We start from the raw sequence: 24,305 nt of genomic DNA, 5'->3' as shown, positions 1-24,305 counted from the left end.
AAAATCTTTAAGGTTATGGAAAGGAAAAGAATCAGACTTATAAAAAATGTAGTTGAAGATTCCATACTTTTGAGAGGGATAACCCTTTATCTTATTGTGGTTTCTCTTTTTTCAGTATGGTATTTTTTGAATCTTTCTTCTATCTATATCTCTAGTATAATTCTTTTAACTTTGATTGGTTTTGTATTTAGTTACTATAGAAGAAAAGAAAGAAATATCCTCTTAAAGATCTTAATGACCATAGGTATGATGTACTTTTTGAGGCAATTTTTTGTGGAATTAATTAAAAATCCTTTTGATCCTCGTATTCCCCTTGCTACTTTCTTGATTAATCTTAATACTATTCATAGTTTTGATCTTCCTACAAGACTTGATCTTGGCTTTTCCTTCTTTATAAGTATTATTCTTATGATTATTGCTGGAATATTTGCAAGGGAAGCAATTTTTATTGTGTTCTTTCTTTTCTTCCTTTTGGGGATGATTATATTCCTTATGTTAGTTAATGATTATAGAATTGTTCCAGGATATATTTTTTCCATTACTCTTTTCGTACTTTTCGTAGGCTTTTTAATTTTCCCTCTTCTTCCTAAGGATATAAGAATAGGCTTTAGGCAAGACATAATGTCTCAGCTAATAACGAGGCTTACTAATTTTCAGGGAGAGTTAAAATCTCCCTATGCCGAAGCCAGCAACCTCTATAAACTTCCTGAAGGAAGGAAAATTCCACCCTTAAAATTTAATCCTGAAGAATACTATGGTTTTGCACCATTTCTTGATTTAAGGCAGAGGGGAGAACTTTCTTCCTCTATTATATTTAGAGTTTTAACACCTTGGGGTATTTATCACAGGGGAATTGCCTTTGATACCTATAATGGTTTTGGATGGTATCAAAGTAAAGAAGAAGTAAAAACCATAGATACCATAAGTCAACCCTTTCTTCTAAAAGAAAATACAAGGCAAGAAGAATACCTTCAAAGAGCCACTTATTTTATTGAAAGAGATTTTCAAAATAACATAATCTTCCTTCCTAAGGGTACAGAAAGGCTTTATTATCCCTCTCCAATTATCTTTAAGGATAGTGAGGACGGATATAGGTCTCCCTTCGAACTTCCTAAGGGACTTATATATACTGGTTTTTATCAAGAGCAATATTATTCTACTAAGGAATTATTGGAGACTAAAATTCCTCCTCAAAATCAGTTTTTAAATTATTTGCAATTACCTAATATTCCTAAAAGGGTAAAAGATCTTACCTTTGAAATAACAAAAGGATACCAAACTCCATGGGAAAAATTGATGGCAATTAAAAATTATCTTGAAGACAATTATGAATACTCCCTCGATATACCACCTCTCCCTGATAATGAGGATGCAGTGGACAATTTTCTTTTTGAAGTTAAAAAGGGATATTGTGAACAGTTTGCAACAGCCTTTGCGGTTATGGCAAGAATTATTGGAGTTCCCAGTAGACTTGTTACAGGATACGGTCCTGGAGATCTTAATCCTTGGACTGGAATGTATGAGGTAAAAGTGAAGAATGCCCATGCCTGGGTTGAAATATATCTTGAGCCTTTAGGCTGGATTACAATAGATCCTACTCCTTTTGCTTTGGGCTCAGAAGAAAGAGAAAGGAAAGAGTCGGCAAACTTTTTAGGGATAATCTTTAACTCCATTGGGATAATTGTACAAAATGTATTTGTTGGAGCTTATAAAGTTTTAAATAAGTATCAGTATATAGTTATTCCTGTTTTTGTTTTATTCTCCTTTTTACTGATGAGAAATTTTGTGAATTTTCTTAGACTTACAGAGGAGGATAGAATCTTTAGGAGGGTAATTAAAAGATTGAAAAGAAAAGGATTTATTAAAGAGGATGTTAGTCTATACAATATGCTGGAGCCTTTGGGGGATTTAGGAAGAAATTTTGCAGGCTTATATTATGCCTTGAAATTTGCGCCTTTAAATGAGGAAGAAAAAAGAAAATATAAAGAGAATTTCAAAGAGCAAGCTAAGAAATTACTTTCTTATAATCCTTCCACATCCCGTGAGAAGGTCAAGGATTAATTCTACTTGCTCATCCATTTCCTTCAAGTGTTTTTCATATTCTTTCCATCTTTCTACTATTTCTTCGTAATCCTCATCTTTTATTCTATCTCTTAACATTCTTAAATGATAAAGACATAAGTCTTTTACTTCTCCTTGGAAAGCATAGGTAATCTCCTTTTCAAGGGTACAAATAGGACACTCTTTATTATCTTCAAATTCCAAGAGTTCTAATATATTAGGGTTTACAGTAAAGGCTTCTTTCAAATGATTTTTGCAGAGATGGACTTTTTTACCTAAATTTTTTAATCTTTTTTCTTTTTCTTCTCTTATCTTTTCACAAATAGGACATTTCTTAATCTTCATTTTGGCTTCTTAAGTTCTAATATTCTTAGTTTCTTTAAGAAAAGTTCTGAATAATCTTTATCCCAGGAAAAAGATTCGTAAAAATATTCAGGATATTTTCTCTTTTTATGATATAAATAGGGCTCAATTCTTTTATAGGTATCTGGAGAAATAGTTTTTATCTTTTCTTTGTGGGGTTGACAAAAATCATAAGCTATTTCCTTCCATAGATTGAAAGTTTCCTGATTTTTTAAAACTTCAGAGAGGCTTTGAATATATAATTTTTCGTATTCCTCTTCCTTTTCACAAAATATGCAACTCTTCGTTTCTGGAATTTCTTTATTTTTAAGTGATGGAATAATACAATTTTTTATTATATCCTCATAGATAATGCTTATTCCTAAAAAATCTCTAAAGGTGAGAAGTTGTAAGTGATGGTTCTCACAGAATCCTCCTTTTTCTCTTATGCTCTTTCTTAATAAGACATCATTTACATTTTCATATAAAAAGTTTTCCATATAACTTCTTAAGGCTTTTTGTACTAAATAACAAAGAGGACATCCCTCCCAGTGAAAGGCTTCTTCCCAGTTTTTATGGATTAAACTTTTACCTTTCATTTTTTAAATATATTTCTTATTCCATTAATAAACTCTGGAACCTTCTCTTTCGGGAATCTGGGCCAGGTTATAAAAATAAGGAATAAAAGATAAGCAATTATCAAATATCCATAGCTTGGGTCATATTTTAAAGAGGTATAAATTATTAAAGCGTATGGTACAGCTTGGATTCCGTCTGTTACTGCTTTTTCTTTAAGATACCATATAAGAAAAACAGCAGTGATCACAAAAATTAAAGTAAATTTCCAGGAGATAAAGTTAGAGATTGTGAGGAAGTATAGAACACCAGCAGATACGGTCATGTCTGCATAGATGTCATGTTTTCCAATAAAATCTTCTGGCATTTTTGAAGTTCTTGCCAAGTATCCATCAAGTACATCGGTGATCCAAGCAAGGATAAGCCATAATATAGCATTTTTTAAACCTAATTTTCTTTGGATATTTCCAATAGAGGCTATAATAAAGCCTATGATGAACCTGGAGATAGTGAGGGTATTAGCTATGGTTTTTAATATAGGCATTAACCATCACCTCACTTTTTGTTTATTATAACATAAAACTCTAATTTCCCCTTTATGCCTTAAAAATAAGTAAATTACTAATTTCTTGACACTTTGATTTTTCTCTGCTATAATTTTTACAAAATTTTAAAGTATGGTTTCTTAATTAAATAGATTAATTTTATATATTATTTAACTTGAGGTAAATTTATTATGGCTAAAAAGCGTAAGTGGTGGAAAAGGAAGTTTTTTACCATAATGATAATTCCCCACGATGCTTCCAATGCAAAGTCTCGTAGGATCCATATAAGTTTAATATTGATTATAATCTTTGCTATTATAGGAATTATAAGTACTTCTCTAACTCTTTATAGAATTGCCAATAACAGATTTAATAAAGTGAAACATTTGGAGGTGTTAGAAGAAGTAACAGAACAGCAAAGGGCTCAGTTAAAAGAGATTGAAGTATTGAGGCAAAAGTTAAAGGAACTTGAGGAGATGGAGAAGAAAATTAAAAATTTATTAGGAATAAAAGGAATGATTCCTCCTCCCAAAGATATAAAGATGGTAAGTCTTGGAACCAATTCAATTCCTGATAATGAGACTTATGATATTCAAAGGAAAATCGTAGAAGTTAAAACCCTAATTGAGGAAAAACAAAAAGTACTCCTTCAGATAGAAAAAGAGATAGATAGGCGAAAGACCCTTCTTGCAGTAACTCCTTCTCGTTGGCCCACCTTTGGATTTATATCTTCGGGATTTGGTTGGAGATTTCATCCCATATTTAGAAGAATGGCATTTCATACAGGAATTGATATAGTTACTTTTTGGGGAGCTCCTGTTTATGCTACTGCTGATGGTATAGTGTCGTTTGTGGGATGGGAAAGTGGGTATGGAAAAGTGATAAAGATCAATCATGGGAGAGGCATCATTACATATTATGCTCATTTATCATCATATGCTGTGAGGGTTGGACAGTTTGTAAAGAAAGGACAATTTATTGGAAGAGTGGGAAGTACGGGAACCAGTATAGGTCCTCATCTTCACTATGAGGTGAGAAGGGGAGGGTCTCCTGTCAATCCTTCGGCATATTTGTCCGTAGACCTTATTAAGATTGGAAAATTATATTAAATTTAGGGAGGAGGAGTTATGTTGGGCAAAAGGGAAAAATCAGAAGTTATGGAGACTATTGTTGGATCTCAAACTGAAATGGAGGGAACGATTATCTCAAAGGCTTCGTTGAGGATTGATGGGAAGTTTAAAGGAGATATTGAGGCTAAAGATACTGTGATAGTGGGTAAGACAGGATATGTAGAAGGAAATATAAAGGCTAATAGGGTGGTTGTAATAGGAGAGATTGTAGGCAATGTTATTTGTAAAGAATCTATAGAGATTCTTTCTACGGGAAAGCTTAAGGGGGACTTAAAGCTGGGAGGGAAGATATCGGTGGAAGAGGGAGGAATTCTTTTGGGAACTACTGAGATTCTTGAGGAAGAAAAAATAAATGACATTTTTAAAATAGATTTGTCCTCATAAACTCTTTTAAATAAATTTTAACCTCATATATCTTGATATAATTTTACTCCTTTAATAGAATAAAAGAAAATTAGCTTTCAATGGAGAAAGGGGAGTTTCTTAATTTTAAGAGATTCCCCTTTTTGTTAAGGAGTTATAAAAATGTTGAAATCTTTTGATGAAAACTTGCCCCAAGTTGATAGGGAAGTTTATATTTCGGATAGGGCTGTCATCATAGGTAAGGTAACACTTAAGAGAGGGGTAAATATTTGGGATTTTGCAGTAATAAGGGGTGATTTGGACTCCATTTTTATTGATGAATATACTAATATTCAGGAGAATGTAGTGATTCATGTAGATGAAGGTAAACCAGTATATATAGGTAAGTATGTAACTATTGGGCATTCTGCAATTATTCATGGTTGTAAAATAGAAGATAATACTCTTATTGGAATGGGAGCAATTATTCTTGATGGTGCAGTCATAGGTAGGAACTCTATTATTGGTGCAGGAACCCTTATTCCTCAAGGTAAAGAGATTCCAGAAGGTTCTGTAGTTATTGGTGTTCCTGGAAAGATAGTAAGAAGTGTGAGGGAAGAAGAGATTTTACATATTAAAAGGAATGCGGAGTTATATTATCAGTTGAGTAAAAAGTATTGGAGGTGAAGTTCTTATGCCTAAGAATTATTTATTGATTCCAGGTCCCACTCCTGTACCCCAGGATGTACTTCTTGAGATGGCAAGGGAAATGGTAAATCATCGTGGAGCAGAATTTGCCAGCGTACTTAAAACTTCCACTGAACTTTTGAAAAAAGTATTTAAAACCCAAAATGATGTACTTATATTAACAGCCTCTGGAACGGGTGGAATGGAGGCTGCAGTGGCAAACTTTTTCTCTCAAGGAGATCCTGTTTTAGTAGGAATTTGTGGGGTTTTTGGTGAAAGATTTGCGAAGATATGTAAGACATATGGATTAAATATAAAGACCATTGAATGCGAACCTGGTAAGGGGGTAGAGCCTGAAGTTCTGGAAAAAACTTTAAAGGAAAATCCTGATATTAAAGGAGTATTTTTAACTCATAATGAGACTTCTACGGGGGTGACTAATGACTTAAAAGAGCTTGCTCCTATTGTAAAGCAAAATCCTGAGAGACTTCTTGTGGTGGATGCGGTAAGTTCTTTAGGTGCTATTGATCTGCCCACCGATGAATTAAAAATTGATATAGTAGTTACAGCTTCCCAAAAAGCTCTTGAGACTCCCCCTGGACTTGCTATGGTCTCGGTGAGTGAATTAGCATGGAAATATAATGAAAAGGCGAATCTTCCTCGCTTCTATTTTGATCTAAAGCAAGCAAAGAAATTCCTTGAAGAGGGAGCTACACCTTTTACTCCTGCAGTTTCCGTGGTTTTTGCCCTTAAGAAAGCCCTTGAAAATATCCTGACTAGAGGTTTAGAGGAAAACTTTAAGAGACATAAATTTTTGGGAAGAGCAGTGCGTGAAGCAATAAAAGCTCTTGGAGTTACAAGACTTCTTGCCGATGAGAGATGGGCATCGGATACAGTAACTCCTGTGGTTCCACCAGAAAATGTTAATCCTGATGAGCTGAGAAAATACATAAGAAATAAATTTGGAGTTGTTTTGGCTGGAGGTCAAGGAAGTCTCAAAGGAAAGATATTTAGAATTGGACATTTGGGTTATGTGGAGCCTACCGATATATTAGTGGCAATTTCAGCTATAGAAGTTGCTTTGGAAAATTTAGGATATAAAGGTCTAAAGGGTAAAGGGGTACAGGTAGCAGAGGAGGTTTTCGCTGAATATTATAAAAATTAGAAAGATTGGAGGGGGTTTAAAAAGTGGAAAAATATAAACTTCTTGTTTCAGATCCTATAGCAGAAGTTGGATTAAATAAACTAAAAGAATTCTTTGAGGTAAATTATAAACCAGGTCTTCCCAAGGATGAGCTTTTAAACATAATACAAGATTATGTGGCCCTTGTAGTGAGATCAGAAACAAAGGTAACTAAGGATGTGATTGAAAGGGCTAAGAATTTAAAGGTTATAGGAAGGGCAGGAGTTGGAGTTGATAATATAGATGTGGAGGAGGCTACCAGAAAGGGAATACTTGTAATAAATGCCCCTGAGGGAAATACTATAGCTGCATGTGAACATACTATTGGATTGATGCTTGCTATTTCAAGAAAAATTCCCCAAGCTTTTTCTCTTTTAAGGCAAGGCAAATGGGAGAGGAAAAGCTTTATAGGTAATGAGTTGTATGGAAAGACATTAGGACTTGTAGGACTCGGTAGAATAGGTTCAGAGGTTGCAAAAAGGGCTAAATCCTTTAAGATGAGAGTTATTGCTTATGATCCTTTTATCTCACCTGAAAAAGCAAAAGAGTTGGATGTGGAGTTATATAGTGATTTACCAGCTCTACTTAAGGAGGCAGACTACGTATCCCTACATCTTCCTTTGACTCAAGATACGAAGAATCTTATAGGGAAAAAGGAATTAGAAATGATGAAGCCTACCGCATATTTAATAAATTGTGCTCGTGGAGGATTGGTAGATGAAGATGCTTTATATGAAATATTGAAGGAAAAGAAAATTGCGGGTGCTGCCCTTGATGTCTTTAAAAACGAGCCTATAAATCCTGATAATCCGCTGTTAACTTTAGATAATGTGGTCTTGACTCCTCATCTTGGTGCATCAACTCAAGAGGCTCAAGAAAAAGTGGCTCTTATAGTTGCTGAGGAGATAATCAGATTTTTCAAAGGAGAGATGGTAAGTCATGCAGTTAACTTGCCTATACAAATATCTCCTGAAATAATGCCTTTTGCAAAATTGGGCGAAAAACTTGGAAAACTTTTAGCGCAGATAACCAATGCTAATCCTGAAGAATTAGAAATACAAATATGTGGAGATTTAGCCCAAAGAATTGAAACCTCTCTTGCCTCTGCAGTAGTAAAAGGCTTTTTGGAGCCTATATTAGGAGAAGAAGTGAATCTGATAAATGCCATGGCTATGGCAAAGGATAGGAGATTGCGAATAGTAGAGGTAAGAACTGAAGAGATTAATACTTATAGATCTTCAATTAGATTAAGGTTAAAGACTGAGAAAGGATTTATAGAAGTTTCAGGTACAGTAAGCAGAAATCAAGAAAGAATTTTAGCAATACAGGATTATCATCTTGATCTTGCTCTTTCTCAGTATATGCTTATTGCATTTCATATAGATAGACCAGGCATAATAGGGCAGGTAGGTACTGTACTCGGAAAAAATAATATAAACATCGCTGCAATGCAGGTTGGAAGGAAGGAAATTGGCAAAGATGCGGTCATGGTTCTTGTTATTGATAATCCTGTAGATGATAAAGTTCTTAGAGAACTTAAAAATATAGAGAATATCAAAGAAGTCTATTACGTATGTCTATAAACAAGCTTAGTAGAGGTTTAATACAGGTTTATACAGGAGACGGAAAAGGTAAAACTACCGCCGCCCTCGGACAGAGTATAAGGGCGGCGGGACATGGACTTAAAGTACTTTTTGTCCAGTTTATAAAAGGCAATAGTTTTACAGGAGAATTTCTTTTCTTAAAAAATTCACAGAATATCACTTTTTGGCAGTTTGGAAGAGATTGTGTTTATTCCTCAGGGATAAGGGAAAATATTGTTGAATGTAATAATTGTTATGAATGTTTTATTGGAAAAGAGGGCCCCTCTGAAATGGACATTAAAGTGGTGAGAGGAGGTTGGGAAAGGGTTAAAAGTGTAATTGAGGATTATGATTTGATAGTGCTTGATGAGATAAGTCTTGCTATTTTTTATAAGATCATATCTGCGGAAGAGATTATAGAATTTCTAAAAAATAAGCCAGAAAAGTTAGAAATTATACTTACAGGCAGGTATATGCCTGAGGCAATCATGGATTTAGCAGATCTTATTACTGAGATGAAAGAGGTTAGACATCCTTATAGTAAAGGAATTTCCGCAAGGTGGGGAATTGATTATTAAAATCTTAAAGTTCCTGTTAATTTGTATTTTAGTTTAATATTTTCAAGGGATGTATCACTATTTTCTATATTTTCTGAAAAAGCACTAATGCTTAAACTAAATCTGTTCAAATTTATTCCTAATCCAAAAGTGTAATTAGCTAAGTTTGTAATATCCCCCTTTGAGCCTATTCTTATTACCAATATATTTCCTAATTTTTGTTCAATTCCAAATCTTATTAGGCTCCAATCTTTAGTATTACTAAAGTTCTCCACATCTATAAGATCTAAGTAGATGTTTGTAGAATTATTAAAAAGGGAAAAACTAAGCCCTATGTTATATCTTAATGCTAAGGTAATTTTATAAACTTGATCAGATATTTTTTCTATGGTAAAGCCCTCTCCAACAATTCCTGTACGTAAGAAGTCTCCGATTTTTATCATCAGTCCAATATCACCTTTTATTAGATTCTCTTCTTCTAAATACATGGCACTGGTTCCTAAATATATATATGAAGTAAGGGGAAAAGCTATAGCACCTCTTATATTTTTTAATGAGTATTCCTTAGTATTCTTATCCAAAATTAAGTCTGCAGTTATAGAATAAATTGTAGTAGAGGGATAAAAGTAGGAAAGTTTTAGATTTGGGTTATCGGTTAAGTTGTCAAAGGTAAGAGAAAAATAGGAAAATTTCTTTAAGGATAACGTAGCGGGATTAAAAAAGTAGGTTTCTCCTTCGCTATCCAAGGTAACGAAAGTAAAACCCAAGGAAGAGGATTTTGCATCAAAATAAATACTTTCATCAACCTCTGTGGCAAAGGTTGAATTTAGAAGTAATAAAGTTATTAATAAAGCAAAAACTATAAGAATTTTCTTCATACTCAATTATAGTATAATATAATACTTTTAGTATGAAAATAGGTTTTTCGTTTTTATCACTAAAAACCCTCTCAGTAAAAAGGGCTATAAGTATTACTAAAAAACTTGGGGGTAATACTCTTGAACTTTTTGGAGATCTAGTTCTTTTCTATAGAGGAAAGTTTTGCGAAAAGCCAGAATCTATTAAAGAATTTGCAGTAAAAAATGATATTTTCCTTACCATGCACCTTCCCTATATTGATATAAATTTAGCATCCTTTAATGATGAAATATGGGAAAAAAGTATAGAGTCCATATTAAAAGCTATTGAATATGGGGAGAAGGCGGGGATTAAGAGAGCAGTGCTTCATCCTGGGGGTGTTCCTTTAAGCCACTTGGTCTTAATATTTCTTGCTCAAAGAAGATTAAGAAAAGCTTTAGAATTTATTCTTGAAAAGGCTGAAAAATATGATGTAGAGGTATGTATTGAAAATCCATATTTTGAAGAGAATGATATTTTTAGCAATGTGGACCAATTTTATAAGTTTATAAAAGGTTTTGGGGGAAAATTAAAAGTTTGTTTTGATTTTGGACATGCTCACATCTCCAAAAAAGGTATTGACTATAGTTTAAATTTGTTAAAGCCTTTTATAACCCATGTTCACATTCATGACAATCATGGAGAAAAGGACGAACATTTATCTCTTGGAAAAGGTAGTATTGATTTTAAAAAGTATTTAGATTTCTTAAGAAACTTTGATGGAACAATAATTTTAGAGATTAACTCCTTAAAAGATAAGAGAGAAGATTTAAAAAGAAGTGTAGAGATCATAAAGGGGGAAGTTTAAGCTTCCCCCTTTTTAATTATACTGTTCCGCTGGATCCAAGAACATTTCTTAACTTATGTTTTACTAACTTTTTAACTTCTTCTCTTGCTGGGCCAAGATATTTTCTTGGATCAAATTCCTCCGGATGGAGAGCAAAGACTTCTCTTATAGTGGCGGTTACTGCTAACCTTAAGTCGGTATCAATATTTACTTTGCATATACCCATTTTTGTAGCTTCTCTTATCATTTCTTCTGGTACCCCTTTTGCTCCCCCAAGTTTTGCGCCATATTGGTTGGCTTTTTCTACATATTCTGGAAGAACAGAAGATGCTCCATGGAGCACTAATGGGAAACCAGGAAGTCTTTTTGCAATCTCTCTTAATCTATCAAAGTCAAGCTTTGGTTCTCCTTTAAACTTATAGGCTCCGTGACTTGTACCAATAGCAATAGCAAGAGAATCTACTCCAGTTCTTTCTACAAACTCTACCGCTTTATCTGGATCAGTAAAGGATGCCTCTCTTTCAGATACCACTACATGTTCTTCTACTCCTACTAATCTTCCTAACTCTCCCTCAACAGCTACGCCACGGGGATGAGCATAGTCTACAACCTCTTTAGTTATTCTTACATTCTCCTCAAAGGGAAGATGAGAGCCATCAATCATTACCGAAGTAAAGCCTGCATCTATGACCTCTTTACAAAGTTCTACGCTATCTCCATGATCTAAGTGTACTACGATAGGAATATCTGGAGCATCTTGAACAGCTGCCTCAATCAGCTTCATGAGATAAATAAGTTTTGCATAGTTTCTTGCACCTTTTGAGATTTGAAGAATAAGGGGAGACCTTTCTTCTTTTGCCGCCTCAATTACTCCTTGAAGTATTTCCATATTGTTTACATTAAATGCGCCTATAGCATATTTACCATAGCATTTTTGGAATAACTCCTTTGGGTTTACTAAGGGCATTTCTTCAATACCTCCTTAAAAGGAATTTATTGTTTTTAGTATAGCATAAGTTTCATTAGCAAATTTTTAAAATATTTTTAAATTGACTTTTTTCCTGTATTCTTATAATATACCCTTTAGGGTATATTATAGAAAAGGAGGTGAAAATATGAGTAGCAACTTAAGGATTATTGTATACTCTACTCCAAGTTGTCCTTGGTGTAATGCAGCAAAAAGATATTTTAGGGAAAGGGGTATAAGATTTTACGATGTAGACGTATCTAAGGATAGAAAAGCAGCAGAAGAAATGGTGAGGAAGTCAGGGCAAATGGGAGTTCCTGTTATTGATATAAATGGGCATATTGTAATAGGTTTTGATAGGAATAAGATTGATCGTTTGTTAGGTTTAAGATAATTTAAATTGGGAGGTGAAAAGTTATGAAAAAAGTTTTGCCATTAGAGGATAGAGTTCTTGTTAAGATTGTTAAGGAGGAAGAAAAAACCCCATCGGGTATAATTCTCCCTGATGTAGCAAAGGAGAAACCTCAAATTGCAGAGGTAATAGAAGTGGGTGATGATGAGACTATTAAAGTAAAAAAGGGTGATAAGATAATTTTTGCAAAATATTCTGGAACAGAGATAAAAATAGATGGAGAAGACTATTTAATTCTAAGTAAGGCAGATATTTTAGCAAAAATAGAGGAGTAAGGGGAAAGTTGCCCCTTGCTCCTCTATTTGTTAAATCTTTAATTTATTTTTCTAAAACAACTTTTATGACGTGGGACAAAACTTCTTTATCATTAAGATAAACTTTTACTATATAATCTCCTTCTTCTTCAAATTTTAATTTTTCCACATTATCTGTTACTGTAACTATGGAGCCTATGTTGGTTTCAAACTCTTGAGGCTCTGAGGAGTATATTAATTTGCCACTTGGAGAAAGGATCTCAAATCTTTGAGTAAAATTACCCTCACCTGATAAAAATCCGTTGGCGATGATAAAAGTATCCTCAAAAGGAAGTTCAGAAGTAGTGTAGTACTCAAAAACTCCAGAAAGAGAGGTTAGCCCATGATCATTTTCATAAACTTCTATACAAGGTAGTGAAAAAATAGGAATAGGATTTGCATCAAAATCCTCAGGATTTAAATCTTCCTCTCCTTTTAAGATGAAAACTGGTATTTCTTTTATAACCTTTCCGTTCGCCCTTGCTTGTATCCAGTAAACACCAGAATCTTCAAAAGCTACATCTTTTAGATATCCAAAGGAATATATTACTTCATTGTTATTTTTAAGTTCAAAATTGTCTTCAGTAGATGCCAAAACTTTGTCTTTTGTGGGTGTTACTATACTTATTTCAATATGATGTTTTCCATATCCCATCCATCTTGAATATACAGGGAAAGTGTCAGTGGCAGGAAGATCCTCAAAGTGTATTATGCTAAATAATCCGTCAATAGTAGTTAATCCATACTCATCTTCCCCAATGTTTTCTGCTATTGCTATTCCTATTAGTTTGAGTTCTGAACTTTTGGCATAAGAAAGGCTAAGTATTACAATTAGAGAAATTAGGAGAATTAAGAGTTTTTTCATAATTTTCAACTCCTTTCTTTAAATTAATGATAACTTATTATAAAATTAAAATCAAATATTCACAAACGCAATTTGGAGGGCTTCAAAAATGATAAATATTGAGTTTAGAGGTGCCATAAGAACAGAAATAGAAAAACCAAAGTCTCTGATAGAAGTATTAAATGCCTATTCTGAAATTGTGGATAAACTTTTAAATCCCGGGGAAATTCCTGTGGCAGTAAAAGTAGATGGGAATATTGAAACTTTAAATTATATAGTGGAGGACGATACAAAACTTGATATTATTGGAAGTAGGTCTAATATTGGAAGGAGAATATTGGAAAGGAGTTATATATTTCTTCTTAACTTTGCTGTTTCTCTTGTGATGCCAGATCAGAGAGTTTTAGTAGAGCACTCCTATCACAAAAGTCTATATGGTAGATTTAGAAATTATGCACCAAAGGCGGAAGATATAGAGAGAATAAAGGAAAGAATGATGGAAATTGTGGAGCAGAATATACCTATACAGAAGAAGTTGGTAAGTAAAGAGGAAGCATTAAAGATATTTGAAGAAAGAAATGAAGAGGATAAAATTAGATTAATTAAATACATACCTTTTAAGGAGATTCCTCTCTATTATATTGATGATCACTATGAATATTCCTTTTTGCCTCTTGTTCCCTCAACCTCCTTTTTAAAAACCTTTGACTTAAAACTTTATCAACCAGGTTTTATATTAATCCTTCCTGATGATAAAGATATTCAGAAATTAAGTGAGTTTAGAGAGATAGTAAAACTCTTTCAAGCCTTTTATGAATATAAAAACTGGCTTGAGATCTTAGGACTCGTAGATGTATCTTCTCTTAATGAGGCTATTGAAAAGGGTGAAATCTCTGAGGTGATAAAGGTTGCAGAGGCTCTTCACGAAAAGAAAATAGCTCAAATAGCTGACGAAATCTGTTCAAAACTTCCTGATTTGAAGCTTGTATTGATTGCTGGTCCATCCTCTGCAGGTAAGACTACTTTTAGTAAGAGACTTCAGATTCAGCTTAAAGTAAATGGTTTAAAGCCTATTGTTATTGAGATGGATGACTACTTCTTACCTCCTGAGCGTATTTCCAGAGATGAGTTTGGGAATTATGACTTTGATAATCCTAATGCTGTAGATATTGCTCTTTTAAATGAACATTTAAATACTATTATGAATGGCGGAGAAGTGGAGCTTCCTAAGTATAACTTTCAAAAAAAGAGAAGAGAAAAGTCAGGAAGGTTTGTAAAACTTGAAGATAGGAGTATTATTGTTATGGAAGGGATTCATGCATTAAATCCTGATATGACTAATCTGGTTCCTGGATATATGAAATATCATGTTTTTGTGAGTGCGCTAACTCATTTAAATATAGATAATCAAAATAGGGTCCCTACCACTGATTCAAGATTAATAAGGAGAATGGTAAGAGATAGCATTTTTAGAGGCTATGGGGTTATAGATTCTATAAGGCAATGGCCCTCGGTGAGAAGGGCAGAGGATCTTTATATATTTCCAACCCAAGAGAGGGCAGATGTTATGTTTAATTCCGCTTTAGTTTACGAGTTTCCTATTCTTAAGACCTTTGCGGAACCAATGCTGAAAGCAATTCCCCCATATTATCCTGAATATCCTGAAGCAAAAAGGATTCTTGATATTCTTTCCCACTTTTTACCTTTGTCTCCCACTGAGGTTCCTATGACTTCCATACTGAGGGAATTTATAGGAGGAAGTTCTTTTACTTATTAATATCTATATTCGTCGAAAAGTTCTGTAGAAATATATCTTTCTCCCGTATCTGGAAGAATTACAACAACAGTTTTTCCTTTGTTTTCTTCCCTTTTTGCTACTTTTAAAGCTGCAAAGCATGCTGCTCCTGAGGATATTCCACAAAGTATTCCTTCTTCTTTCATAAGTTTTTTAGCGGTATTCATTGCATCCTCTTCACTAACTGTAACTATCTCATCAATGATACTAGTATTTAGAACTTTTGGAATGAATCCAGCTCCAATTCCTTGAATTTTGTGGGGAGATGGAGTTTTTCCTGAGAGGACTGCAGATTTTTCAGGCTCCACTGCAACAATTTTTATTTCTTTTTTTCTTTGTTTTAAAACTTCCCCTATTCCTGTTATAGTTCCTCCAGTACCTACTCCACACACCACAATGTCTACTTTTCCTTCGGTATCTTGCCATATTTCTTCTGCCGTAGTTTTTTTATGAATTAGAGGGTTGGCGGAATTTTCAAATTGCATAGGTACAAAATACTTATCTGGGTCTAAACTAATTATTTCTTCAACTTTTTTTATTGCTCCTTTCATGCCTTCTTCTTTTGGGGTAAGTATGAGCTCTGCACCAAAGGCGCGAAGAAGGGCTCTCCTTTCCATGCTCATGCTTTCTGGCATTACTAAAATTACTTTGTATCCTTTTATAGCACCTATCATGGCAAGCCCTATACCTGTATTTCCTGAGGTGGGTTCAATTATTATCTTATCTTTATTTAATTTTCCCATCTTTTCTGCTTCTTCAATCATAGAGAGAGCAATTCTATCTTTCACACTTCCTCCTGGGTTAAAAGATTCAAGTTTTGCTAATACTTCTGCAAAACAGCCTTCCGTAATTTTGTTTAACTTTACAAGAGGAGTATTTCCTATAAGTTCTATCACACTGTTTGCTACTCTCATTTCTATCCTCCCATTTTATACCTTTTAGGTAGAGGATAATAGGTAATAAGTTTTTTGTCAACCCTCCTTCGTTCAAGAGTATATTAATATGCATAAAGTTTTCCATAAGGTCTCTTATTATATGGGATAACTTTTACAAAAGGTTTTTCCATTATAAAGTCAAAATCTACTTCGAAATATTCAGAAAATTTTTTAACATGTTCTTCTATGAATTTTTTGTCCTCCTCTTCTATTTCTACTATTTTCCCTTCTTTTCCTAACTTGTATTCAGGAATTATTCCCCTAAAATAAATTAGTCCTCCATGAATTCCTGTGCTACAAAAATATCCGCAAAGATTTTCTTCCTTTTCTGTATTTAGTCCTAATACAATAACCCTTCCACCTGCCATATATTCTCCTAAGAAATCTCCAGCAGTTCCTCCAATAACAATCACAGGAATTTTATCCTTGTATTCCTTCATATGGATTCCTACCCTATATCCTACATCTCCCTTTACAAATATCTTCCCCCCTCTCATTCCATAACCCATAATATCCCCAGCAGATCCGTAGATTACTATCTCTCCATCATTCATAGTATTTCCAACACCATCTTGGCTATTTCCGTATACTTTTATTTTAAGTCCATTCATAAAAACTCCTAAATCATTTCCGGGAGTTCCATATATCTCTATTTCTCTTTCTGGGAAAGTAAGTCCTGCCCCAATATATCTTTGTCCATTTATATTAATGAGTTTTATTTTTCTATATCCCTCTTTTAACTTCTCTTCTATCTTTTCATTGAGATCTTTATAGTGTAAGCCCTTCCCATTTATAGTTATGGCATCTTCTATTATTTTCATTTCTATACCCTCCATATTTTCTCCCTCCTCATTTCCTTTGGGAAATCTAAAAATCCAAAATTATCCCAAAGGAGTCTTTCTTTAAATTCTGAAACATCTACTTTATTTTTCATTAGGTCTACGATCATTCCTGTTCTATCAAAGGAGTTTATAAACATAAATCCTAAAATTCTTCCGTCTCTTAAATATACCTTCCTATATACTTTTCTATTTCTCTCCAACCTTTAAGGATCATCACAATGACGACATTGCAGTGCAAAGGTTATATAAAATCCCTCTTTTTCTTCTACAATAACCCTGGGAGAAGGTCTGTCTTTCTTTTTAAAAGCCTTAATTAGATCCCGAGTCCCGGAATGGGCAAGGACACAGTATATTTCACATAGATGACACCCAATACATACTTCTTCTTTAGGATATATTCTTTTCTTAGTTTTACTTATCATTTACATACCCTCCCCGGCATGTTTTACTCCTAGAATAGAAAGCTCTTTTTCAGTTAAACCCACTCCTCTGAGCATTAATCTGTTGCCTCTTAAACTTTCTATAGCATTAATTCCCATACCTCCCAACATCTCCTTTATCTCATGAGCCCATGCTTTTAAAAGATTTGCTGCTCTTCTTGCTCCTATTTCTGGATTTAGTCTCTTTACTAAATTGGAGTCTTGGGTGGCAATACCCCAATTACATTTTCCTGTATGGCAGTTTTGACAAAGATGACAACCTAAGGAAATAAGAGCTGCTGTGGCTATGTATAACGCATCAGCTCCTAAGGCTATAGCCTTAATTACATCAGCGCTATTTCTTATAGAACCTGCTGCTATAATGGATACTTGATTCCTTATTCCCTCTTCCCTTAAGCGGGAATCTACCGAGGCTAAGGCGAGTTCTATGGGAATGCCTACATTGTCTCGGATTCTTGTAGGAGCTGCACCGGTTCCTCCTCTAAAACCATCTATTACTATAAAGTCTGCTCCTGCTCTTACGATTCCAGAAGCTATTGCTGCCACGTTGTGTACTGCAGCAATCTTTACTCCTACAGGTTTTTCATAATTTACTGCTTCTTTTAAGGCAAAGATAAGTTGTCTTAAATCTTCAATGGAATAGATATCATGATGAGGTGCAGGAGACAATGCGTCAGTTCCAACAGGTATCATCCTGGTGGCAGATACCTCTTCACCTACTTTTCCCCGGGTAGGTGTCCTCCTATTCCAGGTTTTGCTCCTTGTCCGATTTTTATTTCAATAGCGGCTCCTGCATATAGATAGTCAATATCCATCCCAAATCTTCCTGATGCACATTGAACTATAGCTCTATGTTTATAAGGATAAAGTTTTTTATGAAGACCACCCTCTCCAGTGTTCCAATAAGTTCCTACCTCTACCGCTGCTCTTGCTAAGGATTCACAAGCATTTAGACTAATTGATCCAAAGGACATGGCAGAAAACATAACAGGAACTTCAAGTTCTAATTGGGGAGGCATTTTAGTTAATAATCTTCCATTCTCATCAAATTCTAATTTTTCGGGTTTCCTCCCAATAAAGGTCTTCATTTCCATAGGCTCTCTTAAAGGATCGATAGAGGGATTTGTTACTTGGCTTGCATTTATTAAAAGTCTGTCCCAATATATGGGGTATGGTTTATCGTTTCCCATTCCAGTAAGAAGAATTCCGCCTGTTTCTGCCTGTTTATATATATCCTTTATAGCTCTTGTAGTCCATTGATAGTTTTCCCTAAACTCCAATGGATTCTTCATTATGGTTAATGCTTTTGTAGGACATAAGGCTACGCATCTATGACAACCTACGCATTTGGAATTATCCGAGATTATTCTATCTTCTTCCTCATCGTATTCATGAACTCCATTGGCGCATTGTCTTACTCAAACTTTACATCTTATACATTTAGTTTCATCCCTTATAACAATAAAATCAGCTTCGTACAAACTCTTCATACTAAAACCTCCACTTCCTCAAGAAGTCCTATTACTGGTTCTCCTCCTTTAGGCATCCAGACTCTATCAGGATTTTGACATATTTCTTTTACGGCAGCCTCTTCAGAGGCTACATACAAAGTTTCTCCCTTTTCTGCTGCTACTAAGGGTCTTAACTTAATACGATCATTAAGGGCAACTATTCCATTGGAAAATCCCACAATAATGGCAAAAGGGCCATTAAGGAGACAGCTTTGATATACAGCTCTTAAAGCTTTTAATTTATTTTTCTCTTCCTCTTCCATTCCTTCAATAACACTATAAAAGGGAGCGGAAAGAATCTTTGCAGTGATATCCCAGGATAATTTGTGTTTTCTTACTAAAAGATCTACTATATATGTGATAACCTCTGTATCAGTCTTTAAGGTACATTTGTATCCAAACATCTCTATATATCTTACATTTGCTCCGTAGGAAGAAATTTCTCCATTATGAACCACACTCCAGTCTAAAAGAGCAAAAGGATGAGCTCCGCCCCACCATCCAGGGGTATTTGTAGGAAAACGAGTATGAGCAGTCCAGATATATCCTTTATATTCTTCTAACCTGTAAAATTCTCCTATCTCTTCAGGATATCCTACTCCTTTAAATACTCCCATGTTTTTTCCGCTTGAAAAAACATATGCTCCGTCAATTTTGCTATTTATCTCCATAACCTTTTCTGCAACGAAATCCTCTTCTGAAATTTCCTCTTCTTCTAAATACTCTTCTTTTGGTTTCAAAAAATATCTATAGGTAAGGGGAGGATTTTTAATAGTTTTTACTTTCCTTGTAGGGATTTTTTCTTCTCGAACCACATCGAAATATTTGTATAGGAATTCTGAGGTTTCCTCTTTTGCCTTTATGTTTTCATAGAAAAGATGAAAAGCATAATAGTCCTTTCTATCGGGATATATTCCATAGCCTGCAAAACCTGCTCCTAAGCCATTTCCCCTTTCTCTCATAACGGTCATGGCACTAATAATATGATCTCCTGAGGAGGTTTTCCACTTTCTATTAATATAGCCTATTAAACCACAAGCAGATGGAATTCTTATTTCACCTTCTCTAAGCATGAGATTTCCTCCTTTCTTTTGTTTCCCTCAAACCCCGTTGTTTTAAGAGTGTGGTAGAAAATTATATTTTACATATGTAAATTTGTCAATTATTAATTTTTAAAAAGGCTTACGGTAATATATTTCCGATATTTATTTAAATTGACTTTATCTATAAAAAACCATTTTAAAGAGTTATGATATAATTTTTCTAAAAAAATTAAGGAGGTTTACTTTTGGAAAGGTTTAACAAGAACAGATTTATAGCTTTTATTGATCCTGCTCTTTTTATAAACGGTATGATTTTTTTGAATATAAATACTGTAATACCTTATTTTCTCTTATCCCTTTCTGCTTCAAGTTTTCATATAAGTTTTGCTAATTTTCTTGTCACCTTAGGGAGTTTTTTGCCTTCTCTTTTTGTGGCAAGATTTGTTCAAAAATTAAGAGTAAAAACTAAAGTTTTTGCAAAACTTCTTTTTATCCAAAGACTTTCTTTTCTTCTTTTCTCTTTCTTTTTGCCCTTTTTAATTAAAAGCCTTGGAAATACTTTTACTATATACATGTTTTTACTTTTCTATGGAATTTTTAATATGTTTGTAGGAACCTACGGACCCTTTTATTTCAGCATCATTAATAAGATACTTCCTTATGGGGAAAGGGGAAAAATTATAGGAAGAGGTAGTGCAGTAGGCAACTTAGTGGCTATTCTTACAACTTATCTATTGAACTTTTATTTAAATAGATTTTCTTTTCCCTATAATTTTGTACTTATCTTTTTCACAGGAATGATAATCCTCTTTATTGATGCAGTACTTTTTTATATTATTGATGAACCAGAAGAAGAAACTCAGGAAGAAGCTCTTCCTTTAGGTGTCTTTCTCTTAAGAGCTTTTTCTTTTCTCAAAAGGGATTTGAATTTTAAAAGACTTGTTTTTTCCTTTATCTTTCTTGGTCTTTCTTTGACTTCTCTTCCCTATTTTATCGTTTATGCTACCAAAAGTTTTAAGGGTTATAATTTTGTTACAATTTTTAATTTGGTAGCAATAATTGTAAGTATTTTAGGGAATTATATTCTTGGAGAATTAACAAAGATTTTGGGATATAAAAAAGTTCTATCTTTGGGTATACTTTTGGGCATTTTAGGATTATTTTTGGCTTTGATATTTAAAGATATTTACTTTCTGCTTTCTGGATTCGCTCTGTTGAATCTAACTTTTGTATCTAATATTTTGACCACTGGATTTTTAATAACCTCTATTTCTCCTAAGGAGGATCTTCCTGTATATCTTGCTTTGAGCAATACTTTGACTATGTCCATATCCTCTCTAATGCACATTGCTAATGGTTTTATTATAAACTATGTAGGATTTGAGGCTTTATTCTTGATATCTTTGATATTTTTGGTAATCTCTCTTTTCTCCATGGAACGAGTAGTAACCACATCCACCTCTTGATATACCTTTTCTAACACCTTAAATCCCTGAGGGACAGGTGCTTCTATTTCTATATCAGCAAGTTTTTTAAGAAGTTCAAAAAGATAATCCTTAGGAATGGGTCCTGTAGTTTTAACAGGTACTACATTATATTTTCCATTTTTAATCTTTACAGTAGTGGTAAGAACTCTTTTGGGGCTTTTTATCTCTTCTTCGGCATAACTTTTTCCTCTTTCGCATTTGTTTCCCTTAACAATTATCTCTCCATGGATAACCTCTATTTCAAGGTGACATCCCAAGGGGCAGACAATACAAGTTAAATTCTTTTTCATATTTACCCCTCCATAGAAAATTCTAAACTTTCTACTTCATAAAGATCTTCTGATCTTATTCTGACTACAATCATTTCAGCAGGTTTTACCAATGGATATCTCCATTCTTTTAGTTTTTTCTCTTTATCTTTTAATGAGAGTTTTGCCTTTTTTTGTGGTTCTTTTACCCTCATATAGAAGGTTATATCCTTTAAATTTATAGGATAGGATAGGTATTGGGGTACTACAAATCGCAAGTTTCCTGATATTTTTAATTTTATCCTTTTTTCTATTTTTAAAGCATCTTCTATAAAATTTACAGCAGATTCTCCAGCAAGAAGTCCTTGAATGGTAACATAATCTACCAAGTCATTTACAAGGAGAGAATTTCCACAAGAGAAAAATCCATCTTTTAAAGTAGATAGATTTTGATCCACAAAAGGGCCTCCTGTTGCAATATCAATGGGTATATTTAAATTTTCTAAAAGTTCATTTTCAGGAATTAATCCTGCAGAAAGAAGTAATGTATCACATTCAATAAATTTTTTATCTTCCCAGATAGGGTTTCCCTGATCATCTACCGGTGCGATATAAACTCCTTCAAGCCTGTCTTTACCTTTTATCTCCACTACAGTATGTTTAAGAAAAAGAGGTATGTTATAGTCTTCAAGACATTGGACTAAGTTTCTTGTAAGTCCTCCGGGATACGGAAGTTTTTCTACAACTCCAATTACTTCTGCCCCTTCCCATAAAAGTCTTCTTGCCATGATAAGTCCTATATCTCCTGATCCAAGGATAAGAATTTTTTCTCCGGGAAGGTACCCTTCTATGTTTACTAATCTTTGGGCAGTTCCAGCAGTATATATACCTGAAGGTCTATCTCCTGGAATTTGTAAGTTTCCTCTGGTCCTTTCCCTACATCCTGTGGAAAATATTACTGCTTTTGCCTTAATTTTCCAAAGTCCATCACTATTTACAGCAATTACTTCTTTATCTTCCTTTACTTGAAGCACCATGGTATTAAGAAAGTATTCTACGTTTTTAAGATTTTTGATCTCTTGTATCAATCTTTGGGCGTATTCAGGACCTGTCAGTTCCTCTTTATAGTATACGAGTCCAAAACCTGGATGGATACATTGATTAAGCACTCCTCCAAGCTCATCGTTTCTTTCAAGGATTAGTACTTTTTTCCCCTTTTTTCCTGAGGAAATTCCTGCGGAAAGCCCTGCTGGTCCTCCCCCAATGATTACTATATCAACTTCTTTTAACATACTTCCACCTCGCTTTATTTTCCATCTTAACCATGTAGGATCCACTACCTTTAAAAGTAATTTGGGGCAAGGGTAAGTTTAGCTCTTCTGAGAGGATCTTCATTATGTGGTATCCGCAAAAGGCACCTTGACATCTTCCCATTCCAGCTCGGGTTCTCTTTCTTATAGCCTCAAGGGTGATAGCTGGAAGTTTTGAATGGATGGCAAGGATTACCTCCATCTCACTTACATGCTCACACCTACAAATTATATGTCCCCATCTTGGATCTTCTTTAATTAGTCTTTCTTTTTCTTCATCGGGAAGATCTCTAAAAAATATTTTATTAAGAGTTCTTTTTGCGTTCTTATTAGGAGTAATTTTTTCCTTTTCCATAAGCCATTCCAATGCTATTTTTGAAATGGATGGAGCAGAAGTTATACCTGGAGAATCAATGCCTGCTATATGGAGAATATTTCTAAACTCAGGAAGTTCTTTTATGAAGAAATCTTTATAAGTGCTTGATGCTCTTATACCTGCAAAGGTGTTTATTACTAAGGGAAAAGGTATGTTTTCACAGTAATTTTTTGCTTTTTCTTTAACTTCTAAAAGCCCGTTTAAGGTGGTACTTTTGTCCTCTTTGTTGGGAATTTCTTCAGCATTAGGACCTATTAAAATATTTCCTTCTACCGTTGGTGTTATAAGGACGCCTTTTCCTTTTTCTGTGGGCACATGAAAGATGGTGCTTTTTACAAAATCTTTTACTTTTTTGTCTAATACCAAGTATTCTCCTTTTCTTGGAATGATCTCAAAAGGATAATCAGGATCAAGCATTTTAATTATTTTGTCTGAGTTTATTCCAGCGCAATTTATAATATACTTTGTTAAGTATATATCTTTGTTTGTGATTACCTGATAAAATTTTTCTTCCTTTTTAATACTTACTACTTCTTCATTTAGTTTTACAACAAGTCCATTTCCTATGGCATTTTCTATGGCGTGGACGGTAAGTAGAAAAGGATTAGTGATACCCGATGTAGGGGCAAAGAGGGCATATTTTACATCTTTACTAATATTGGGTTCTCTTTTTAGAACTTCTTCTCTCTTTAATATGTAAAGCTCTGGAACACCATTTTTAATTCCTCTATCTTTAAGCTCCATTAGGGTCTTTAATTCTTCATCATTAAAGGCAAGGACAAGGGCTCCTATTCTTTTGAAAGGCACACTTAATTCTTCGCAGAGTTCTTGATATAATTTATTTCCTTCTACATTGGTTTTTGCCTTTAAAGTACCAGGGATCGGATCATAGCCTGCATGAACTATGGCACTATTTGCCTTTGTTGCTCCCATAGACACGTCGGATTCTTTTTCAATAAGAAGGAGAGAAAGATTGTAAAAGGAAAATTCCCTTACAATTAATGCTCCTATAATACCGCCTCCTATTATTATTACGTCATACATAGATATTCCTCCCCTTTTTATACAAATAAAAAACCGCCCTAACCCTAAAAGAGTCAGGGCGGTTCTCC

General features: G+C 34.1%; 26 protein-coding genes and 1 pseudogene. 12 read left to right on the top strand and 15 right to left on the bottom strand.

Features of this window, described 5'->3' with window-relative positions; all coding sequences use genetic code 11:
• Positions 1-15: 15 nt before the first annotated feature.
• The gene (locus DTUR_RS00235) at positions 16-2,061 is read left to right on the top strand and encodes a transglutaminase TgpA family protein (protein ID WP_012582471.1); all 2,046 of its coding nucleotides are present in this window, start codon (positions 16-18) and stop codon (positions 2,059-2,061) included.
• Here the strand turns inward: DTUR_RS00235 and DTUR_RS00230 are convergent.
• The 3 genes from DTUR_RS00230 to DTUR_RS00220 are packed head-to-tail and all read right to left on the bottom strand — an operon-like array spanning position 2,014 to position 3,523.
• On the bottom strand, positions 2,014-2,406 hold the full coding sequence (locus DTUR_RS00230) for a hypothetical protein (RefSeq protein WP_012582470.1): 393 nt from the start codon (positions 2,404-2,406) through the stop codon (positions 2,014-2,016). The two genes, DTUR_RS00235 and DTUR_RS00230, sit on opposite strands and share 48 nt — an antisense overlap.
• Positions 2,403-3,002, bottom strand: a complete 600-nt coding sequence (locus DTUR_RS00225; protein WP_012582469.1) for a DUF6062 family protein — start codon at positions 3,000-3,002, stop codon at positions 2,403-2,405. The genes DTUR_RS00230 and DTUR_RS00225 overlap by 4 nt, the downstream gene beginning before the upstream one ends.
• Entirely contained in the window at positions 2,999-3,523 is a 525-nt protein-coding gene (locus DTUR_RS00220) for a CDP-alcohol phosphatidyltransferase family protein (RefSeq protein ID WP_012582468.1), read from the bottom strand. The genes DTUR_RS00225 and DTUR_RS00220 overlap by 4 nt, the downstream gene beginning before the upstream one ends.
• A gap of 192 nt (positions 3,524-3,715) precedes the next feature.
• Between DTUR_RS00220 and DTUR_RS00215 the strand changes: the two genes are divergently transcribed.
• The 6 genes from DTUR_RS00215 to DTUR_RS00190 all read left to right on the top strand — a co-directional run bounded on the left by DTUR_RS00215 (position 3,716) and on the right by DTUR_RS00190 (position 9,027).
• Positions 3,716-4,633: a M23 family metallopeptidase gene (locus DTUR_RS00215; RefSeq protein ID WP_012582467.1), complete on the top strand. Its 918-nt coding sequence runs from the start codon at positions 3,716-3,718 to the stop codon at positions 4,631-4,633.
• Positions 4,634-4,651: 18 nt separating this feature from the next.
• Complete coding sequence (locus tag DTUR_RS00210) at positions 4,652-5,038, top strand: bactofilin family protein (protein ID WP_012582466.1); 387 nt, start codon at positions 4,652-4,654, stop codon at positions 5,036-5,038.
• A 141-nt stretch (positions 5,039-5,179) separates the two neighbouring features.
• Positions 5,180-5,683: a gamma carbonic anhydrase family protein gene (locus DTUR_RS00205; RefSeq protein WP_012582465.1), complete on the top strand. Its 504-nt coding sequence runs from the start codon at positions 5,180-5,182 to the stop codon at positions 5,681-5,683.
• A gap of 7 nt (positions 5,684-5,690) precedes the next feature.
• Positions 5,691-6,848, top strand: coding sequence for a pyridoxal-phosphate-dependent aminotransferase family protein (locus DTUR_RS00200; protein ID WP_012582464.1), 1,158 nt, complete (start codon positions 5,691-5,693; stop codon positions 6,846-6,848).
• 23 nt (positions 6,849-6,871) lie between these two features.
• The gene (serA, locus tag DTUR_RS00195) at positions 6,872-8,449 is read left to right on the top strand and encodes a phosphoglycerate dehydrogenase (RefSeq protein WP_012582463.1); all 1,578 of its coding nucleotides are present in this window, start codon (positions 6,872-6,874) and stop codon (positions 8,447-8,449) included.
• Positions 8,440-9,027, top strand: a complete 588-nt coding sequence (locus DTUR_RS00190; RefSeq protein ID WP_012582462.1) for a cob(I)yrinic acid a,c-diamide adenosyltransferase — start codon at positions 8,440-8,442, stop codon at positions 9,025-9,027. The genes serA and DTUR_RS00190 overlap by 10 nt, the downstream gene beginning before the upstream one ends.
• Here DTUR_RS00190 and DTUR_RS00185 read toward each other — a convergent pair.
• Positions 9,024-9,884 carry a hypothetical protein gene (locus DTUR_RS00185; protein ID WP_012582461.1) on the bottom strand — a complete coding sequence of 287 codons (861 nt, stop codon included), beginning with the start codon at positions 9,882-9,884 and terminating at the stop codon, positions 9,024-9,026. The genes DTUR_RS00190 and DTUR_RS00185 overlap by 4 nt on opposite strands.
• A gap of 32 nt (positions 9,885-9,916) precedes the next feature.
• Between DTUR_RS00185 and DTUR_RS00180 the strand changes: the two genes are divergently transcribed.
• The gene (locus DTUR_RS00180; RefSeq protein ID WP_012582460.1) at positions 9,917-10,711 is read left to right on the top strand and encodes a sugar phosphate isomerase/epimerase family protein; all 795 of its coding nucleotides are present in this window, start codon (positions 9,917-9,919) and stop codon (positions 10,709-10,711) included.
• 16 nt (positions 10,712-10,727) lie between these two features.
• Here DTUR_RS00180 and fba read toward each other — a convergent pair whose 3' ends face one another.
• Positions 10,728-11,657, bottom strand: coding sequence for a class II fructose-1,6-bisphosphate aldolase (gene fba / locus DTUR_RS00175; RefSeq protein ID WP_012582459.1), 930 nt, complete (start codon positions 11,655-11,657; stop codon positions 10,728-10,730).
• A 148-nt stretch (positions 11,658-11,805) separates the two neighbouring features.
• Between fba and DTUR_RS00170 the strand changes: the two genes are divergently transcribed.
• Together DTUR_RS00170 and DTUR_RS00165 are read left to right on the top strand one after the other, a co-directional pair.
• Positions 11,806-12,051, top strand: a complete 246-nt coding sequence (locus tag DTUR_RS00170; protein WP_012582458.1) for a glutaredoxin family protein — start codon at positions 11,806-11,808, stop codon at positions 12,049-12,051.
• A gap of 23 nt (positions 12,052-12,074) precedes the next feature.
• Positions 12,075-12,344 carry a co-chaperone GroES gene (locus DTUR_RS00165; RefSeq protein ID WP_012582457.1) on the top strand — a complete coding sequence of 90 codons (270 nt, stop codon included), beginning with the start codon at positions 12,075-12,077 and terminating at the stop codon, positions 12,342-12,344.
• 43 nt (positions 12,345-12,387) lie between these two features.
• Here DTUR_RS00165 and DTUR_RS00160 read toward each other — a convergent pair whose 3' ends face one another.
• Positions 12,388-13,227 carry a DUF6941 family protein gene (locus DTUR_RS00160; RefSeq protein WP_012582456.1) on the bottom strand — a complete coding sequence of 280 codons (840 nt, stop codon included), beginning with the start codon at positions 13,225-13,227 and terminating at the stop codon, positions 12,388-12,390.
• A gap of 88 nt (positions 13,228-13,315) precedes the next feature.
• On the opposite strand from DTUR_RS00160, the gene DTUR_RS00155 reads away from it, so the two are divergent.
• Entirely contained in the window at positions 13,316-14,983 is a 1,668-nt protein-coding gene (locus tag DTUR_RS00155; protein WP_012582455.1) for a nucleoside kinase, read from the top strand.
• Here the strand turns inward: DTUR_RS00155 and cysK are convergent.
• From cysK to DTUR_RS00125, 6 genes and pseudogenes are all read right to left on the bottom strand, one after another.
• Positions 14,980-15,915 (bottom strand): cysteine synthase A, encoded by a 936-nt coding sequence (gene cysK / locus DTUR_RS00150; RefSeq protein ID WP_012582454.1) that lies wholly within the window; start codon positions 15,913-15,915, stop codon positions 14,980-14,982. The genes DTUR_RS00155 and cysK overlap by 4 nt on opposite strands.
• Before the next feature lie 83 nt (positions 15,916-15,998).
• The gene (locus DTUR_RS00145) at positions 15,999-16,757 is read right to left on the bottom strand and encodes a GltB/FmdC/FwdC-like GXGXG domain-containing protein (protein WP_012582453.1); all 759 of its coding nucleotides are present in this window, start codon (positions 16,755-16,757) and stop codon (positions 15,999-16,001) included.
• A gap of 2 nt (positions 16,758-16,759) precedes the next feature.
• The gene (locus DTUR_RS00140) at positions 16,760-16,978 is read right to left on the bottom strand and encodes a hypothetical protein (RefSeq protein WP_207285066.1); all 219 of its coding nucleotides are present in this window, start codon (positions 16,976-16,978) and stop codon (positions 16,760-16,762) included.
• 3 nt (positions 16,979-16,981) lie between these two features.
• A complete protein-coding gene (locus DTUR_RS00135) occupies positions 16,982-17,200 on the bottom strand; it encodes a 4Fe-4S dicluster domain-containing protein (RefSeq protein ID WP_207285064.1) in 219 nt (72 codons plus the stop codon).
• Positions 17,201-18,708, bottom strand: a pseudogene (locus tag DTUR_RS09465) (glutamate synthase-related protein).
• Positions 18,705-19,802 carry a class II glutamine amidotransferase gene (locus DTUR_RS00125; protein WP_012582452.1) on the bottom strand — a complete coding sequence of 366 codons (1,098 nt, stop codon included), beginning with the start codon at positions 19,800-19,802 and terminating at the stop codon, positions 18,705-18,707. The pseudogene DTUR_RS09465 and the gene DTUR_RS00125 overlap by 4 nt, the downstream one beginning before the upstream one ends.
• Before the next feature lie 215 nt (positions 19,803-20,017).
• Between DTUR_RS00125 and DTUR_RS00120 the strand changes: the two genes are divergently transcribed.
• A complete protein-coding gene (locus DTUR_RS00120) occupies positions 20,018-21,238 on the top strand; it encodes an MFS transporter (protein WP_012582451.1) in 1,221 nt (406 codons plus the stop codon).
• Here DTUR_RS00120 and DTUR_RS00115 read toward each other — a convergent pair.
• The 3 genes from DTUR_RS00115 to DTUR_RS00105 are packed head-to-tail and all read right to left on the bottom strand — an operon-like array spanning position 21,142 to position 24,237.
• Positions 21,142-21,549 (bottom strand): DUF1667 domain-containing protein, encoded by a 408-nt coding sequence (locus DTUR_RS00115; protein ID WP_012582450.1) that lies wholly within the window; start codon positions 21,547-21,549, stop codon positions 21,142-21,144. The genes DTUR_RS00120 and DTUR_RS00115 overlap by 97 nt on opposite strands.
• A gap of 2 nt (positions 21,550-21,551) precedes the next feature.
• Positions 21,552-22,799: an NAD(P)/FAD-dependent oxidoreductase gene (locus tag DTUR_RS00110; RefSeq protein WP_012582449.1), complete on the bottom strand. Its 1,248-nt coding sequence runs from the start codon at positions 22,797-22,799 to the stop codon at positions 21,552-21,554.
• Positions 22,783-24,237 (bottom strand): NAD(P)/FAD-dependent oxidoreductase, encoded by a 1,455-nt coding sequence (locus tag DTUR_RS00105; protein ID WP_012582448.1) that lies wholly within the window; start codon positions 24,235-24,237, stop codon positions 22,783-22,785. The genes DTUR_RS00110 and DTUR_RS00105 overlap by 17 nt, the downstream gene beginning before the upstream one ends.
• Positions 24,238-24,305: the final 68 nt, after the last annotated feature.

Origin of the sequence: Dictyoglomus turgidum DSM 6724, assembly GCF_000021645.1 — a bacterium.
Classification (GTDB): domain Bacteria; phylum Dictyoglomota; class Dictyoglomia; order Dictyoglomales; family Dictyoglomaceae; genus Dictyoglomus; species Dictyoglomus turgidum.
This window is presented reverse-complemented; position numbering and strand designations above follow the sequence as displayed.

Bases quoted from the DNA above. Each gene is read 5' to 3' on its own strand.
- DTUR_RS00235 (WP_012582471.1), top strand. From the start codon at position 16: ATGGAAAGGAAAAGAATCAGACTTATAAAAAATGTAGTTGAAGATTCC.
- DTUR_RS00230 (WP_012582470.1), bottom strand. From the start codon at position 2,406: ATGAAGATTAAGAAATGTCCTATTTGTGAAAAGATAAGAGAAGAAAAA.
- DTUR_RS00225 (WP_012582469.1), bottom strand. From the start codon at position 3,002: ATGAAAGGTAAAAGTTTAATCCATAAAAACTGGGAAGAAGCCTTTCAC.
- DTUR_RS00220 (WP_012582468.1), bottom strand. From the start codon at position 3,523: ATGCCTATATTAAAAACCATAGCTAATACCCTCACTATCTCCAGGTTC.
- DTUR_RS00215 (WP_012582467.1), top strand. From the start codon at position 3,716: ATGGCTAAAAAGCGTAAGTGGTGGAAAAGGAAGTTTTTTACCATAATG.
- DTUR_RS00210 (WP_012582466.1), top strand. From the start codon at position 4,652: ATGTTGGGCAAAAGGGAAAAATCAGAAGTTATGGAGACTATTGTTGGA.
- DTUR_RS00205 (WP_012582465.1), top strand. From the start codon at position 5,180: ATGTTGAAATCTTTTGATGAAAACTTGCCCCAAGTTGATAGGGAAGTT.
- DTUR_RS00200 (WP_012582464.1), top strand. From the start codon at position 5,691: ATGCCTAAGAATTATTTATTGATTCCAGGTCCCACTCCTGTACCCCAG.
- DTUR_RS00190 (WP_012582462.1), top strand. From the start codon at position 8,440: ATGTCTATAAACAAGCTTAGTAGAGGTTTAATACAGGTTTATACAGGA.
- DTUR_RS00185 (WP_012582461.1), bottom strand. From the start codon at position 9,884: ATGAAGAAAATTCTTATAGTTTTTGCTTTATTAATAACTTTATTACTT.
- DTUR_RS00180 (WP_012582460.1), top strand. From the start codon at position 9,917: ATGAAAATAGGTTTTTCGTTTTTATCACTAAAAACCCTCTCAGTAAAA.
- fba (WP_012582459.1), bottom strand. From the start codon at position 11,657: ATGCCCTTAGTAAACCCAAAGGAGTTATTCCAAAAATGCTATGGTAAA.
- DTUR_RS00170 (WP_012582458.1), top strand. From the start codon at position 11,806: ATGAGTAGCAACTTAAGGATTATTGTATACTCTACTCCAAGTTGTCCT.
- DTUR_RS00165 (WP_012582457.1), top strand. From the start codon at position 12,075: ATGAAAAAAGTTTTGCCATTAGAGGATAGAGTTCTTGTTAAGATTGTT.
- DTUR_RS00160 (WP_012582456.1), bottom strand. From the start codon at position 13,227: ATGAAAAAACTCTTAATTCTCCTAATTTCTCTAATTGTAATACTTAGC.
- DTUR_RS00155 (WP_012582455.1), top strand. From the start codon at position 13,316: ATGATAAATATTGAGTTTAGAGGTGCCATAAGAACAGAAATAGAAAAA.
- cysK (WP_012582454.1), bottom strand. From the start codon at position 15,915: ATGAGAGTAGCAAACAGTGTGATAGAACTTATAGGAAATACTCCTCTT.
- DTUR_RS00145 (WP_012582453.1), bottom strand. From the start codon at position 16,757: ATGAAAATAATAGAAGATGCCATAACTATAAATGGGAAGGGCTTACAC.
- DTUR_RS00135 (WP_207285064.1), bottom strand. From the start codon at position 17,200: ATGATAAGTAAAACTAAGAAAAGAATATATCCTAAAGAAGAAGTATGT.
- DTUR_RS00125 (WP_012582452.1), bottom strand. From the start codon at position 19,802: ATGCTTAGAGAAGGTGAAATAAGAATTCCATCTGCTTGTGGTTTAATA.
- DTUR_RS00115 (WP_012582450.1), bottom strand. From the start codon at position 21,549: ATGAAAAAGAATTTAACTTGTATTGTCTGCCCCTTGGGATGTCACCTT.
- DTUR_RS00110 (WP_012582449.1), bottom strand. From the start codon at position 22,799: ATGTTAAAAGAAGTTGATATAGTAATCATTGGGGGAGGACCAGCAGGG.
- DTUR_RS00105 (WP_012582448.1), bottom strand. From the start codon at position 24,237: ATGTATGACGTAATAATAATAGGAGGCGGTATTATAGGAGCATTAATT.